We start from the raw sequence: 15,475 nt of genomic DNA on the forward strand, positions 1-15,475 counted from the left end.
GTAGGATCGAGACTAACGGTCTATATTTTATTAATAGCCTTTACACGCCGGAACCCTGAGCAGCGTCGAAGGGTGGAGGCGTGGTGCCCTCGCTAGGATTCGAACCTAGAATTCCAGTTCCGAAGACTGGCGTGTTATCCATTACACTACAAGGGCTATTAGTATTTTTTAAAAAACACGTGATAAAATTTTATCACGGCTTTTTATAAAAATCAAGTTTAAGCCTTTTAAAACGGCTTAATATATTCTCGTTTGTGTTGGCCGTTTTCCAGTCGTTCGGCTGTGCTGATGGCTGACGCAATTTGGCGAGAGATAATATTAAGCAGGATCTGATTATTGTAGCTGAAATTTTCCTCTTTTTTATCCACTATAACAATAGCGCCGAGAATATCTTTACCGGCTTTAACTTTAACTCCTAAAGCAGAATTTTTTAAATAAGGTAGATGCCATTTTTTATCTTTTTTAAAATCTTCCCGGTCAATAAAAATATCTTCGCCGGATTTAAATATTTCATAGAGAAAAGGATCTTTGTCCAGACTAATATTAAGATTCTTAATTTCCTGATTTTTTTTATAGCCAGTAGCTTCCTGGATAACCGCTTTATTTTGCAATGGTTTAAAAAGAACGAAAAAGGCCTGATTAGCTTTGATTATTGTTAGAATAGATTCCAGGATTAAACTAAGAATATTATAAATATTAGCATAAGTTGAAGCAATACGCCCGGTTGAATAAACAGTTAATAATTTATTATTAGCGTGGTGCAGTCTTTCAGTTAAGTTTTTTAAAATATTGCCGTAAATTTTATTAGTTAAATCAGGGTTAGTATTTCTAAGTTTTATAAAATCTTTACCCTTGATAATTAAAATTTTACCGGCCTCAATTATTTCTCCAAAATGGCTGTGTTTTAATTTGGGGTCAACCAGAGAGCTTTCGACGGCAAAGTTATTAGTAGACATAAAAGCTAGAGTTTGCTTTTCGTCCCTGATTTCCCGGGATATTCTGAGAAAACCAGATAAAACAATAAAAAATTCTTGGCGTTTATCGCCAGCCTTAAAAAGTTCCTGGTCTTTTTTTGTTTCTTTAATTTTAGAAATTTTAGCAATCTCGGCCAGTTCATCTGGCTTTAAATTTTTAAAAAGTGTAATTTTTTTTAGTTCTTTTATATTAATCATATTTTTTATGTTATTCTAAGGCTTCCGGATTGACCATATGAGAGATGGCAATAGTTTTAGAAATCTGATCATCTTCGTAGAGTTTTTTTAATGATTGATCCATAGTAATCATACCTTCTTCAGCCGAGGTCTGAATGGCAGTTTTTATTTGAGCGATTTTATTTTCACGAATAAGATTGGAAATAGCCGGTGAGTTAATCAGTATTTCCCGACTAGCAATTCGACCGCCATCTTTTTGAGGCATAAGTTGCTGAGAAATAATACCTTTTAAGAAAAGAGAAATTTGCAGCCTGACCTGGGCTTGCTGATAAGGGGGAAAGACATCAATAATACGATCAATAGTCTGAGCTGCGTTTAAAGTATGTAAAGTAGCTAAAACCAGATGACCAGTTTCAGCCAGAGTAATAGTCGAAGCAATAGTTTCCAAATCTCGCATTTCACCGACCATAATTACGTTTGGATCTTGACGCAAGACGTGTTTTAAGCCTTCAGCAAAAGAAAGCATATCAGAGCCGAGCTGGCGCTGACGGATAATACTTTTTTTAGGATTAAAAATAAATTCAATCGGATCTTCCAAGGTGACAATATGAGCCGTTCTTTCATTGTTAATGAGATTGATCATAGCCGCCAAACTAGTTGATTTACCGCAGCCAGTGGGGCCGGTAATTAATATTAAACCCTGTTTTAAACGCAAAAGATCGTAAACTACTTTAGGCATTTTTAAAGAATCCATAGTTGGTATTTCAGTAGAGATAACTCGAGCCACTAAACCTAAATTATTTTTTTCCCAGTGAATATTAACCCTAAAACGCGAAACATTTTTTATTTCATGTGATATATCTAATTCACGTTTTTCTTTGATAATTCTCTTTTGTTTATCATTAAGAATACTTAAACAGAGCTCTTCTGTGTCTTTGGGAGTGAGAACTGGGTAATCCTTTAATTTTGTTAATTCACCGTCTATTCTAAGAATGGGTGGTTGACCAGCTATAATATGAAGATCTGAGGCATTTTTTTTAACGGCTTCTTTAAACAATTTATCAATTTTGATCATATATTTTTTATTAAAAACCTCGGCCTAAAAACAGAGATTTATTTTTAATATTTATTTTTCTAATCATTATTTCCCTCATTACAGAGTTAATTTTATCAATAATCAACAGGTTGTGTCAAACACAAAATTATTAATATTTTATAAAAAAACAGTTCCTCTAAAAAATGAGGAACTGTTTTTACTTTTATTGAAGGATAAATTTATTCGTTATCTTCTTCTTCGCCTTCTTCAGTTTCTTCTTCTTCTCCGTTTTCTTCAGTTTCTTCTTCTTCATTTTCTTCATTTCCTTCGTCAGTGTTCATATCTTCCATGATGACACCTCCTTTCTTTTTTACTCGCATTTAATTTTTAAAAAGATTTAGTTTAATAAAATCACTGAATTTAAATCAGTGAATTTTATTATTTTGTGCCTTTATACTAGCAGCCAAATTAGGTCTTGTCAAGGGGGGATGTGGAAAAACTATGTATAAATTTTTTGCTGGGCTAAGATAATTTTAAGGCAAAAATTATCAAAAATAATTTTTATTTAATAAATTTCTTCTTTTTTTTCACGAATAAAATTCATCCATTGGTCTAAAACTTCTACCAAAGTTTTAAAAGGGGCTTCAATAATAAAGTCAAGTACAAAAGCAAAAATATTTATCTTTGGTGCTTTTAAAGAAAGCCAACGACCCATTCTAATAATGGGTATAGAAAAGAAATCAATTAAAGCGCCAATAACTGTTTTTTTCTTTTCCACTATAATAAGCTCGCGTGTGGTTTCTCGGCTTTTAATACCAAAGAAACTAACCAGAGAAAGAAAAAGTAGAAAGAGAAAAATACTAACCGCGTTAAAATTAAATAATCTTAAAATGTAAACAATTAAACCAAAAGAAATGCTAAAAACTATAAAATATAAAATGTTAAAAATTACATTCCATTTAGCGCGATACTTGATTGGTTTTTTAAAATGCTCAAATTTAAATTCTTTTTCTCTTTCATAAACGAGACTGTTAATAGCTTTAATAACTTGGGCTGTATTTTTTTTGGTCGGTATTTTTATACTGGCAGCTATAAATATTAAAAGTATAGGGTGAAAAAATACATTGGTAATCAGGGCTGGATAATGAATTGTGTTATAAGCCAGCACATCAAAAGGCAGCTCTAAAACAAAGGCTAGTACAGTTTTAGTTAAGATTATATAAATAACAGCCCTTAAAGTACTTCTTTTGAGTTTTTCTTTAGCCTTTTTATAGCGAAAACGACAGGCTCTTTTTATATGTTGGTTTAATAGATCAGGTTTAGTTAATATTGAGCGGGCTTTTTCCTTATTGTGTTTTATAATATCTTTGAGAATAGTGAGAATAATAATATATTTTTTAACCTGACGAAAAATAGGCCCGGCTATGGGATTATCTATTTGTTTTTCAATAGCTTTTTTTAAACTTTTTAAATTATTGGCTACCTCATTTATTATATTATCATCATTTATAGTCCACTCTGGATAATAAAGTTGCAGTAGGCTATGGCGAATAATAGCGTCATCAGATTTCATTAAGGCTCGGTGTATAGCGATATAAAGTTGAGTATTTTTTACTTGTTCACTAACTTCTTCTTGGATATAAACCTTATCCTTCAAAACAGAATAAGCAAATTCAATTAAAGCCTGTTGCTTATGGGGTGGAAAAAAGGCCTGCTCAATTTCAACTGAAGCCATACTTAATATCCATTCATTAAACTCGAATCTTTTCTGGCCTTTTTCCAAAAAAGAGCTCTGTCGCATTAATTTTATATATTTAGCAAATATTTTTTCTACCCTTTCCACTAAACTTTCCGGGACAGTGTCATTTTTTAAATAACCAGCTCGAATTAATTCAACAATTAAACTTCTGATATTAAAAGTTTCAATCTTTCCTTGGTTAAGCCAGCGAGTTAAAATTCTCTCAATAGCGTTTTTTCTTAAAAGGTGCTCATCTTTATAATCAATAGCTATTCTAATTTTTTCATAGAGAAATGCCATCTTTGAAATAGTGGTGGAAACATGGATCTTAGGAGATTTAGGATCTTGCCATTCTTTATTTTTTTGAATTTCAAAAGCGCTAATCAATTTTTCTACAGCTGGTTTTAATTCCTTGCTTTGATTTATTTGATTATTTTGATTATCATTTTTTTGTTGAAAACTTTGCTTGAAGTTATCAAATTTATTTTTTTCTGGTAAATACATAAATTATGAAAAATATACTTCTAGTTGGTCATTTAAACATAATATTTTAATTTTGGCAATACTTTTAAAAAAATTATATAATAAAAGCATGAATAAAAAACAAACTTGGTTAGTAATATTTGTAATTATTATTACCTTGCTCAGTCTTTTTTTGAGATTTTATAATTTAGGCTTTCCCGAAAAAATTACATCGGATGAACATTATTTTGTAAATTTTGGTCGCGCCTATGTTAGTCAGGAATTTTATCATGATGTGCATCCACCTTTGGGCAAGTTTTTTATTGCTCTGGGCATAAAAATATTTGGCGATAATGCCTTAGGCTGGCGTTTTTTTACGGCCTTATTTGGCAGTCTTTTGGTACCCTTAGGTTATTTATTGGCCTGGAAAATGTTTAATAATAAATTTATAGCCGTTTCTTTTTCTCTGTTTATACTTTTTGACGGTCTGTTTTTTGTCCAGTCACGCTTAGCCCGGCTAGACACTATTTATTTATTTTTCTTATTTCTAGCTTTCTATTTTTTCTTTTCTTTTTTGAAAAGCCATAAAGACAAAGAAATTTATTTAATTTTGTCGGGTTTATTTTTGGGCTTTAGCATAAGTACCAAATGGGTGGCTTTGGCCGGCGGTTTGTCTTTTTTAATAATCTGGCTTATTAAAAAGAAAGAAATAAAAAAATCAATAATTTGGTTTTTATTTTACCTGGTTTTTATTCCTTTGGCTATTTATTTTTTAATTTGGCAGATTCATTACGGATTAATAAGTACCCAGCCTATTACTTTTTATGAAAATTTTAAGATATTAACTTATCACCAGGGAATTAAAGAAGTACATTCTTTAGGTTCGCCTTTTTGGTCCTGGCCTTTAATGATTTATCCTTTCTCATATTTTATAGAAAAAAGCGAGCAAGTAATAAAATATATTACGGATTTACCTAATCCATTAATCTGGTGGCCGGCTCTAGTCGGGTTTTTATATGGCTTTTTTAAATTTAGACTTAAAGACAAAAAATTTAATATTATTTTAATAATTTTTGCCAGTCATTTTCTACCCTATCTTTTTATCTCTCGCTCGCTTTTTCTTTATCATTTTATTCTGGCGGCTCCTTTTTTATGGCTGGGATTTTTATATTTTTTAAGTAAGTTTTGGTACCAATCAAAAAAAAGCAAAATTATTATTTTAGGTTATTTTGCTTTAGTTATTATTTCTTTTGTTTTTTTCTATCCGGTTTTAATCGGCCAGCCATTATCCACGAGCAGTTTTAATTTAAGATGGTGGCTAATTAGCTGGTTTCCTTTGGCGGTCTAATTTTTTTTACATTAAGGAAATAAGCGGCTAAATAAGTAGCGATCGGTATGGCTAAAATCAGGCCAATACTGCCGGTTAGGGTTCTGACAATTTCGGTGGCAATAACTTCATGGTTAATAACATCACCAAAACTTAAAAAAGGCGGTTCATTGACTGTAAATAATAAAAGCAGCGGCAAGGAGGCACCGGCGTAAGCTAAAAATAGAGTATTAACCATAGAGCCCATATGCGATTTTCCCACTCGAAAGGCTCGTTTAAATATTTCGCGCCTGCTTAAATTAGAATTAGCCTTCTTAATTTCCTGACAGGTAGCTATTTGGCTGATAACTACATCATCGAGAACACCCAAGGCGCCAATAATAATAGCGGCCAAAAGAAGTCCTTTTAGATTAATAAAACTGCGGCCGCTGGCAATTAAAAAGAGTGTTTCTTCCTGGGCTAGACCGGTTAGTTTAGCTAGATCAGTAAATATTGAGGAAATAAAAGCGGTTATAATTAAAGCAATAATTATACTTAAAACAGCCAGATGAGATTTTTTATTAAAGCCTTCAGTTATATAGATAATACAAAACAAAATCATTATAGCGCCGATTATTGAAATAAGAATTGGGCTGACTCCATTCAAAATCTGAGGAATAATAAATTTCATAATTACTAAAAAACTGATAACCAGAGCAATTAAAGCCCTTAAACCTTTTAATCGGCCGATAACAATAATTACCAAAGCAAAGAGCGCAGCTAGCCAATAAAGGCTGCCCTGACGGACATAATCAGTAATATAAAATTTGTCATCACCTTCACTATCAGTGGTTTTAGTCACCAAAACTTTGTCGCCAATCTGATACTCTTTTTTGCTCAAAACCTGAATATCAGAAATACCGTAAAAAATTATTTCTTTATCCTGCCACTCATCCTCTAATCCTTTCAGTTTAATATTTTGCTGACGGTATTGATGGCCGTGTTCGTCTTCCTTGACTTGCTCCTCAATAATTTCAATTACCCGGGCTTTAAAAACTTCATCAGTTTCTGGCTTTTGATTGTTTTCTAAATTTTCTTGGGCTAGGGCCTGAAAAGGAAATAAACAAAGTAAGACGGCTATAATTAATATTATTTTTTTCATATCTTATCAATTTTGATTAATTTATCGTCATTTAAATAGTAATTCCGATAGCTGGAGTATTTGTATTCTTCAGGGTTTTTGGTCAGTTTAGTATAAATTGGATTATTATGAATATATTTTAGTTTTTACTCTAATTTCTTCTCGGAATAGATATTAAAGTCGTAAAAATCATTCATCCAGACTGAATATTTTCTCTTCTTTCTAAAACTAGTCGGGTAGGCCGAATCCTCAGATTCGGCCGAGAGACTAGCCCGATCTGAGGATCGGGCCGTAATACCCAGTGTAGGAGAGTGGCGCGGATCTCCTGATCCGCGCTTCTCGGGTAATTTTAAGGGCTTCCTTGGCAGTTTGTTTTATACTAGGTAGTTTCCAATGGCTTTTTTATTCCAAACCCACCACCAAAACCTTACTAGCTGCTATAACCATAACCAATTAGCAAAAAAGAGGGTTTTGGGCCGAGCCGCTAGTTTGGTTATTAGGCTGAGTCAATGGTTTTTTATTCCAAACCCACCACCAAAACCTTACTAGCTGCTATAACCATAACCAATTAGCAAAACATAAATCGCCGGATAAATCCGGCGCCTTCACCTCTTCATCCGCGTAGCTGGAGATTTATCTCCAGATGTCAGAATTAAATGAGCGTGGTTGGGCCTGATTATAATTTGAAAAAAATTATCGTAAACAAATAAATTTAATTATAAACCTTACTGGTTACAAAGTAAGTCTGGTTTTCTTTATTGATAGTTTTAAGGGGCATTAGTTAAGCAAACATCAACCACTCCGGCTTGATTAGAAGCAATATACCGAGAATGAAAATAATAATTCCACCGATTAATTCAGAAAAACGGGAATATTTGCCGGTCAATCCGGTTACTTTGACTGTTAACATAGCCACAGTAAAGATAATCATATCATCAAGCATGAAAATTATAGTGTAGCCGGCTATGTAAAGATAATACTGCCATTTAGGTAAATTACTTAAGGCCAATATTTGAGTATAAATGGCTGGCAGGCCAACTGAACAGGCTAACTCAATCAAATTAACTACAAAAGCCAAAACTACTATACCACCTAGGGCGTAAATAAAATTTCTTGATTCAACAATATTATTTATTTTATCCATCACTTTTTGGCGCCGTTCGCCTTTAACTACTTTGCATTCCTCGGATCTTTTTTGAATAAATTCTTTTAAGTAATAAAAACCAACCCCTAAAGCCAGAACGCCGATAATTATCTGGACAATACGGACATAGCCAATAAAAAGAAACAGATTAAGCCAGGCCGTCATAAAGAGAAAATAAACCAAAGCGCTGGCCGCGATAAAGGTCAGGCCGATAGCCCACATGTTTTTCCGGTTTTTCATACCTAAAAGGGCGCTGATTAAAAAAACTAAAACCCACATAGCACAGGGGTTAAAACCGTCCACCGCTCCGATGATTAAAGTTAAAACCGGCAGGGAATACTTGGTTAAATCAACTTGACCAAAAAAAGGCAGGTTGTATTTTTTTTCAATATGCAGAGCCTGATTAGTATTTTCGTTTTGGTTATTATTAACAGCAGTATTTGTCTGGTTGTTAATATTAGTATTTTCCAGTTCCTCTAGCTTATAATCAATAAAATTAATAATCGGAGTGTCACCAACAGCATATTGGCTGCCCCAGATCAGCATGGGTACTCCCCGTTCATTATTGGGGATATCGGCCTGTTCGCAGAATTGGTTAAAGCGGGCCGCATTTTGGCTATTTAAATAAACCTCTCTTTTTTCTATATTAACCTTATCTTCAAGATTGACTTTTTCCATATATTCTTCGGCTTTATCACAATGAGGACAGGTGTAACCGTAATAAAAAATAACCTTTTCTTTATCCTGTGCCTGAGCCACAAAGGGTAAAGTTAATAAGATTACTAATAAACTAAAAAGTAATATTTTTTTATTCATGGATAGAAATAGCCTTTCCTTTAATTATGGCTTCAGAGATTTTTTTATAAGCCGAAGATAAAATTCTCTGAAAAGTACTTTGAGAAGTATTCATTTTTTTAGCCGCTTTTTTCTGATCAAACTCTTTAACATTTTTTAGTCTTAGAGCCTCGGCTTCTTCATGAGTTAATTCTACTACTTTCAAAAAACGCATAGGCACGCCTTGCGGTTTAAAATAAGTAACTTTTGGGTTAAATCTAATTTTTCTATAAAGTTTTGGACGGGGCATAATGGTTTTTTATTTATAACAAAAAAAGAAAGTTCTGTCTAGAATATAGATAAAGGGCCTTTCAGAAGAAAATGAAAGACCCTTTTTTGTTATTTATTTTTTTTAGACTGGAGAACCTTTAGTTCTTCTTCTACGGCTTTGAGTTCTTCCCGAAGAGCTTCTTTTTCTTCATTTAAGGCTCTTTTTTCGTCTGATTTGGTCCAGTTTTGGCTTGGAACGTAACCTTGGTTTCTAAAACCAAAGCCTTGACCCATACCACGACCACGGCCAAATCCTTGGCCAAAGCCTCGGCGGCTACAACCAGCGCCGCAAGGGCCTGTGCCCCAGCCAGCGCCCGGACCACCGCCCCAAACTGGACCTCTTCCGTCATATCCTGACATAAATTTATCCTTTCTAATTAATTTATTATTTAGGTTAATTACTTAGGTATAAATTGCTGTGGATAAATATTATGAATATTTACCCAATATTAGCTAAATGAATTTCTTGACTTATAATGAATATATACCCATAATTAATAATAACTTATTTAAATTATTTGTCAAGAGCTTTTATTTAGCAATTATTTTCTATTTAGAGTATTATACATATATGACTGATAATAAAATAAAAAAAGCTATCCAGTCATTAGTCAATATGACTAAAATGGTTACGCCTATTATTATAGGGGTGGTTTTATTAGTAGGTTTAGTTAATAAGGGTATTCCTAAATCTTTTTTTGCCAGTATTTTTACTGGTCTGGCTCCCTTGGATGCTTTTATTGGTGCAATTATTGGCAGTGTGGCCGCTGGTAATCCGATTACCAGTTATATTATTGGCCATGAATTATTAAACAATAGTGTAGCCCTAGTGGCTGTTGTCGCCTTTATTATAGCCTGGGTCACGGTCGGCCTAGTTCAGTTTCCGGCTGAAAGTCTAATGCTCGGTAAAAAATTTGCTTTTTGGCGCAACTTAACTAGCTTTATTACCGCAATTATTATTTCATTATTAAGTGTCGGTACTCTATGGCTAATCCTATAAAAAAAATTACTAATCGTATTGGCGCTAACTGGTTTTTTCTGATTATTGTTTTAATTATTTATTTAATAGTAACTATTTTCAGTCCTTCTTTGGGTTACCGATCTTTTTTAGGAGCTTTCAATATTTTTGTAGAAATAATACCGGTAATTATTTTAGTTTTCTTTTTAGTTTTTGTGTTTAATCTTTTTATTTCGCCGGAAAAAGTGGTACAGTATTTAGGAAATTCCGCTGGTTTTAAAGGCTGGTTTTTATCGATTGTTTTTGGTATTCTTTCCTCGGGACCGATTTATATGTGGTATCCACTTTTAAAAGATTTAAAAAACAAGGGCATGCGACCAGCTTTTATCACGGCTTTTCTTTACAACCGCGCTATTAAAATACCGCTTCTTTCAATGATGGTTTTTTATTTGGGTTGGGCTTTGGTTATAATTTTAAATTTTTACATGATAATATTTTCCGTGATCAACGGATATATAGTCGAAAAAATAATTTCCTCCAGTGGCGCCATGCCAAAGGACGGGCAAGGATTCACCTCTGGGGAAAAAAGAAAGGAAAAAATATGAAAATTGCTATTGCTACCTTAGAAAAAAATCCTGACTCGGAAATTTCCACCTCGGCCGGGCGCGCTCCTTTTTATCTTATTTTTAATGAAAAAGGAGAAGTTTTGGAGACTTGGCAAAATGTCTTTGCCAAGGGCGGTGGCGGGGCCGGATTTGCGGTGACCGATGCTATGAAGGAAAAAGGAGTGGCTGTAATTATCGCCGGCCAGTTTGGTCAGAATATGATCGGGGCCATGGACTCGGCTGGTATCAGGTATATGGAAAAAAAGGGTCAGGCTAAGGAATCAGCTCAGAAAATTGAATAAATTTGTCATTATTTTTTAAGTATAAGATGATAATTTAAAAATCGACGATTTTTAAATGGAGTTATGTTTTCTTTAGTTACTTTAAAAGAAACCGGTAGATATTTTTTGAGCTCACCTTTTTGAAAATAAAGAAACCATCTTTTAGTGCCTGGCTTTTCATTATATAATTCCCAGCCATTTTTATGGCCTTCTCTTAAAGCGACAAAGAGCGGCGATTTTGGCTTTAGAATTACTGCCATTTTTTTTAGTACTTTTTTTATTTTTTCTTTTTTATCAAAATGAATTAAAGAAGTATGGCACCAAAGGCCGTCAAAGGTATTGTTTCTAAATTCTAAATTTTCCAGATCCATAACTTTAGCTTCTAGTCCTTTTTTCCGGCAGAGCTTGACCATGCCTGGACTAATATCAATGGCCGAAGGATGATAACCTTTTTCTTTAAAATAAAGCGTATGAGTGCCAGCACCACAACCAGCGTCTAAAATTTTGCCGGCTGGTTTTATTTGCGAGAGAAATTTATCAGCTTCTGGTTTAACAATTTTATTAAAATATTGATCATATCCCTGGCCTAATTCTTTAGCTATTTGGGAATAGGTCTGGCTGGTACAAGTCTTTTTGTTATTTTTTTTAGACATAAAATAGAATTGAATTATTTTTATTATAGCAAAAAAAATTTATTAAAGAAATTTTCTTAATTAATAATCGCAGGATAAATCCGGCGCCGGTAGAATCTTAAAATAATATCACTCTCTGGCGCAACATTCATGTGGCGAGCAGTTTGACTAAGGCTTATTATTCAGTAATAATTAAAATAATGTTTATCCATAATTTAAATCCTAATTTATTAAAAATCGGCTCTGTACAAATCCGCTGGTATGGTCTGCTTTTTGTTTTGGGGCTTTTATTTTATATTTTCTTTACCCGTTGGGTTTTTAAAAAAGCAAATCAGTCAGTCAAAAAACTGGAAGATCTTTTTATTTATTTATTTTTTGGCTTTTTAATTGGGGCTCGTTTAGGACATGTTTTTTTCTTTCAATGGCCGTATTACTCAAAAAATCCGGGTGATATTATTAAAATATGGCAAGGTGGCCTAAACAGTCATGGAGCCATGATTGGATTATTAGTAGCTTATATTATTTTTTATTTTATAGAAAAAAGAAAAAATCCAGATTTTAATTTTTACCAGTATTCAGATTTATTAGTCATTGGTATCCCCATAGTAGCCATGATGGTGAGAATAGGTAATTTTATTAATGCCGAAGTTTTAGGCCGGCTAACAAATTCTTCCTGGGGAGTAGTTTACCAATCTTTAGGGGAAAATATAGCTCGCCATCCGGTTCAAATCTATGAAGCAATAGCCGCTTTAATTATATTTTTTATTTTACTGGGGGTTTTTCTAAACAAAAAAACCAAGCCTTACTTTATGACCTTTTTATTTTTGCTTTTGTATTTTGGCTCTCGGTTTATCTTGGAATTTTTTAAAAAATACCAGATTTTAGAAAAATCTGGCACCTGGACTTTGGGTTTAACCATGGGGCAAGCTCTTTCAGTGATACCGATTTTAGTGACTTTGATTTATTTTATTTATTATTATCCAAGGATAAAATTTAAAGAATAAAATAATATTATGGACTACACTGAAGATATTGACAATAAATTTTTTTTATGATAGAATCTAGTGTTGATCATTTATAATTGGAAGAATCAATAAATTTAAAAAGGAGGGAAGAGATGTCTTCTGATACAATAATTTGTATAGACCGTTCACTCGAAATTCCTTATCCGGAATGGGTAAGCAAGATAATACATCCGGAATTGGAAAAAACTGGGCTTGATGCCTATGATTTAAGTACAGCGGTTTCATTATGGTTTTACAAAAAACAGAAAAAAAGTAGAATTTCTGGAATGACAGTCTATAATTATCTCAAAGAAAGAAACATGCTTAAATCATGTTTAGGCCTACAAGACGCCCTAGCTGTCCGAACAAAAGGTGGAGCTGTATTCCAGGAAGTATTTGACAATAAGGAAGTTTATTTTTTTAAATCAGTGGTGGAAAGCTGTGATGATGAAGGTCTTCACGTTCCCTGTCTTGTTATGGTCTGTGGCCGTGTAGCACTACGCTGGAGCTGGCTCGACTTTAACTGGTCTATAAAAAAATCCCATAGCTATTTTCAAGTAGCGAATGGTGTATAATCAAAGACCCGCATTTTTTACAGTGCAGATCATTTTTTTTATTTTAAATTTGAAAATTACAAAACTGATCCAGCCGCTTTAATAATCGGATAAGCAATCGGCGAAGCGGTTAAAAGTGGATGAGTACCTACTTGTAAATATTTCAAATCCTGGGCGGTCATCTTTTTTTGGATGGCCAGGGCTATAATATTAATGATTTCTCCGCATGTTTTGGGTCCCATCACTTCCCCGCCAATTAATACATTTTTTTGATTAAAAATTAATTTACAGTTTATTTTTTGACTATTTGGTAAACTACCCGGATGATGGTCAAAAGTTTCAAACGGCCCGGTTTTAAATTTAATATTTTGTTTTTGACAAATATTTTCATTAAAGCCAGCTGAAGCCAGGGTCAAATCAGCAATTTTAGTCGAGCTGACTGAAATAATACCTTGGTTTTCTTTATTTTTTTTGTAAAGATTAATCGCGGCTATCCGGGCTTCCAGACAGGCAATAGAAGCTAGCATAGCCGGGCTTTCTTTTTGGGTGATAAAGTCAATTTTTTGAGCACAATCACCAACCGCGAAAATGTCTTTATCCGAAGTCTGGCCGTACTTATTAATTTTAATAGAATTATTTGAAGAAATTTCTAAACCAGCTTTTTTAGCTAAAGTAATTTCTGGACTGGCTCCAACTGATAAAATAAGAAGATCATTTTTTATTTCCTGGCCATTATTGTATATAACTTTGCCTTTTTCTATTTTTTCAACCTTGGCACCAGTAATAATATTAACTTTTTTTTCTTTTAAGGCCTCTTGAGCTTTTTTAGCCATTTCCTGATCAAAAGCCAGGCCCAGACAAACATCCATGGCTTCGATAACTGTAATATTTTTACCTTCTTTTTTAGTCAGGTCATCAGCAATTTCCAGACCAATAAAACCGCCGCCAATAATCACTACTTCTTTAGCTTTTAACATAGCCTGACGCAGTTTTTCTAAGTAGGGGCAATCTTTTTTAATTAACCAGTGTTTATTTTCATCAAGACCCTTAATAGGTAGTGATTTAGGATTCGAGCCAGTGGCTAAAATTAATTTTTCATATTCCATTTCAAAATTAGGGGTGCTTATTTTTTTATTTTCTTTGTTAATTTGAATAACTTCATCAATAATTAATTCGATATTGTTATCAGTCAATTTTTCGTCCGGAATAATGTTTTTATCAATCGAGTCCAGGCTGTTAAAGGTATAAGGAATACCGCAGGGAATCGGACTCTTTTCTGTTTTACGGATGAGAGTAATTTTTTGTTTTGGATAATTTTTTCGCGTTTCCAAAGCGGCGGTAATACCGCCCGGGCCGCCGCCGATAATTATTATCTCTGATTTTTTCATGATTTTTAATTAAAAAATTAATTATTTAATCTTTAACTTTTTTTTGCCGAGAAAAATATCATAAGCCTCTTTTACAGAATAATTATAGAGCGAAATAGAGGAAATAGCATTGGCCATCCTTATCGCTTGTTTAAGAGGTCTTTGGTAGATATTTCTGCCAATAGCGTTACCTTTTGTACCAGCGATATGAATTTGATTATATATATTTTGCAAAAATTGGCGGGGATTTTTCTTTGAACCACCGACACAAATAACCTTGCTTCGGCCAGCGGCCGTTGTTACTTCTTTAAAAGCCCAAGCAATTTCTTTATTGTTCTTATTATAGGGATAGTTTATTTTTACAAAGTCAGTGCCTAAACATAAAGCAACACCAGCAGCGCCAGCCAGTAGATGAATATTTTCTTCATTTTTTACGGCCTTGCCTCGAGGATACATCCAAATAACTGTGATCAAACCTTCTTGATGGGCTCTGTAAATAAGGTGAGCAGCTTGGTTTAACATATCTGATTCATACCAGCTACCAAGATAAATTGTATAACCTACACCAACAATATTTAAACGAGACTGTTTTTTAAATTTTATAATTTCATTAAGATGTATCCATATGTTACTAAAAGGATCTTTGTATTCCTTTTTTTGTAAATTAGTTTTTGAATTGACTTTAACTAAATAGGGAACATTAGTGTAATCTCGCCCGTATTTTGCCATTAAACCTAATTGCGTAGCAAAAACACCAATATTTGCTTTACTGGCAATTTTGAAATAATGTTCTGGATCAGCGGTTTCTTTAGAAATATTTTTACCCACAAAATCGTCGTTTAGATGTTCCACTTTTTGATCGCCGGCAAACATCATCATTCGACCAGTATTACGCGTGGCCGCTTTGTAATTTTTAATATATTCTTTTTCTTTACTTTTGGGAATGGTTAAAGGTATGTTTATTTTTTTCATATTTTTTGTAAATTAATATA

16 protein-coding genes and 1 tRNA gene are annotated in these 15,475 nt (G+C 33.3%); 6 read left to right on the top strand and 11 right to left on the bottom strand.

The window, feature by feature from the left end:
- Positions 1 to 81: 81 nt before the first annotated feature.
- The 4 genes from U5L76_05205 to U5L76_05220 form a co-directional block, all read right to left on the bottom strand.
- A tRNA-Arg gene (locus tag U5L76_05205) sits at positions 82 to 156 on the bottom strand.
- 71 nt (positions 157 to 227) lie between these two features.
- Positions 228 to 1,172 carry a cyclic nucleotide-binding domain-containing protein gene (locus tag U5L76_05210; GenBank protein ID MDZ7798964.1) on the bottom strand — a complete coding sequence of 315 codons (945 nt, stop codon included), beginning with the start codon at positions 1,170 to 1,172 and terminating at the stop codon, positions 228 to 230.
- A 10-nt stretch (positions 1,173 to 1,182) separates the two neighbouring features.
- Positions 1,183 to 2,226, bottom strand: coding sequence for a type IV pilus twitching motility protein PilT (locus tag U5L76_05215; GenBank protein ID MDZ7798965.1), 1,044 nt, complete (start codon positions 2,224 to 2,226; stop codon positions 1,183 to 1,185).
- 526 nt (positions 2,227 to 2,752) lie between these two features.
- The gene (locus U5L76_05220; protein MDZ7798966.1) at positions 2,753 to 4,429 is read right to left on the bottom strand and encodes a hypothetical protein; all 1,677 of its coding nucleotides are present in this window, start codon (positions 4,427 to 4,429) and stop codon (positions 2,753 to 2,755) included.
- 88 nt (positions 4,430 to 4,517) lie between these two features.
- On the opposite strand from U5L76_05220, the gene U5L76_05225 reads away from it, so the two are divergent.
- Positions 4,518 to 5,735, top strand: coding sequence for a phospholipid carrier-dependent glycosyltransferase (locus U5L76_05225; GenBank protein ID MDZ7798967.1), 1,218 nt, complete (start codon positions 4,518 to 4,520; stop codon positions 5,733 to 5,735).
- Here the strand turns inward: U5L76_05225 and U5L76_05230 are convergent.
- The 4 genes from U5L76_05230 to U5L76_05245 all read right to left on the bottom strand — a co-directional run bounded on the left by U5L76_05230 (position 5,710) and on the right by U5L76_05245 (position 9,442).
- On the bottom strand, positions 5,710 to 6,855 hold the full coding sequence (locus tag U5L76_05230) for a YibE/F family protein (GenBank protein ID MDZ7798968.1): 1,146 nt from the start codon (positions 6,853 to 6,855) through the stop codon (positions 5,710 to 5,712). The two genes, U5L76_05225 and U5L76_05230, sit on opposite strands and share 26 nt — an antisense overlap.
- 760 nt (positions 6,856 to 7,615) lie before the next feature.
- Complete coding sequence (locus U5L76_05235; protein MDZ7798969.1) at positions 7,616 to 8,794, bottom strand: hypothetical protein; 1,179 nt, start codon at positions 8,792 to 8,794, stop codon at positions 7,616 to 7,618.
- Positions 8,787 to 9,062 (bottom strand): DUF134 domain-containing protein, encoded by a 276-nt coding sequence (locus tag U5L76_05240; GenBank protein MDZ7798970.1) that lies wholly within the window; start codon positions 9,060 to 9,062, stop codon positions 8,787 to 8,789. The genes U5L76_05235 and U5L76_05240 overlap by 8 nt, the downstream gene beginning before the upstream one ends.
- Positions 9,063 to 9,151: 89 nt before the next feature.
- Positions 9,152 to 9,442 (bottom strand): DUF5320 domain-containing protein, encoded by a 291-nt coding sequence (locus U5L76_05245; GenBank protein ID MDZ7798971.1) that lies wholly within the window; start codon positions 9,440 to 9,442, stop codon positions 9,152 to 9,154.
- Between the two features lie 211 nt (positions 9,443 to 9,653).
- On the opposite strand from U5L76_05245, the gene U5L76_05250 reads away from it, so the two are divergent.
- From U5L76_05250 to U5L76_05260, 3 genes are read left to right on the top strand one after another with little or no spacing between them, the layout of a single operon-like run.
- Positions 9,654 to 10,082: a hypothetical protein gene (locus U5L76_05250; protein MDZ7798972.1), complete on the top strand. Its 429-nt coding sequence runs from the start codon at positions 9,654 to 9,656 to the stop codon at positions 10,080 to 10,082.
- Complete coding sequence (locus U5L76_05255; GenBank protein MDZ7798973.1) at positions 10,067 to 10,645, top strand: permease; 579 nt, start codon at positions 10,067 to 10,069, stop codon at positions 10,643 to 10,645. Before U5L76_05250 ends, U5L76_05255 begins: the two co-directional genes overlap by 16 nt.
- A complete protein-coding gene (locus U5L76_05260; GenBank protein MDZ7798974.1) occupies positions 10,642 to 10,947 on the top strand; it encodes a NifB/NifX family molybdenum-iron cluster-binding protein in 306 nt (101 codons plus the stop codon). Before U5L76_05255 ends, U5L76_05260 begins: the two co-directional genes overlap by 4 nt.
- 8 nt (positions 10,948 to 10,955) lie before the next feature.
- Here the strand turns inward: U5L76_05260 and U5L76_05265 are convergent, their stop codons facing one another.
- On the bottom strand, positions 10,956 to 11,579 hold the full coding sequence (locus tag U5L76_05265; GenBank protein ID MDZ7798975.1) for a class I SAM-dependent methyltransferase: 624 nt from the start codon (positions 11,577 to 11,579) through the stop codon (positions 10,956 to 10,958).
- A 179-nt stretch (positions 11,580 to 11,758) separates the two neighbouring features.
- Here U5L76_05265 and lgt point away from each other — a divergent pair, with 179 nt between their 5' ends.
- Together lgt and U5L76_05275 are read left to right on the top strand one after the other, a co-directional pair.
- On the top strand, positions 11,759 to 12,562 hold the full coding sequence (gene lgt / locus U5L76_05270) for a prolipoprotein diacylglyceryl transferase (protein ID MDZ7798976.1): 804 nt from the start codon (positions 11,759 to 11,761) through the stop codon (positions 12,560 to 12,562).
- Positions 12,563 to 12,675: 113 nt separating this feature from the next.
- Complete coding sequence (locus tag U5L76_05275; protein MDZ7798977.1) at positions 12,676 to 13,137, top strand: hypothetical protein; 462 nt, start codon at positions 12,676 to 12,678, stop codon at positions 13,135 to 13,137.
- Between the two features lie 56 nt (positions 13,138 to 13,193).
- On the opposite strand, the gene U5L76_05280 is transcribed toward U5L76_05275, so the two are convergent.
- Positions 13,194 to 14,504, bottom strand: a complete 1,311-nt coding sequence (locus tag U5L76_05280) for an FAD-dependent oxidoreductase (protein ID MDZ7798978.1) — start codon at positions 14,502 to 14,504, stop codon at positions 13,194 to 13,196.
- Positions 14,505 to 14,525: 21 nt separating this feature from the next.
- Positions 14,526 to 15,455, bottom strand: coding sequence for an aldolase (locus U5L76_05285; GenBank protein MDZ7798979.1), 930 nt, complete (start codon positions 15,453 to 15,455; stop codon positions 14,526 to 14,528).
- Positions 15,456 to 15,475: the final 20 nt, after the last annotated feature.

The organism is Patescibacteria group bacterium (genome assembly GCA_034520665.1).
GTDB lineage: Bacteria > Patescibacteriota > Patescibacteriia > JAXHNJ01 > JAXHNJ01 > JAXHNJ01.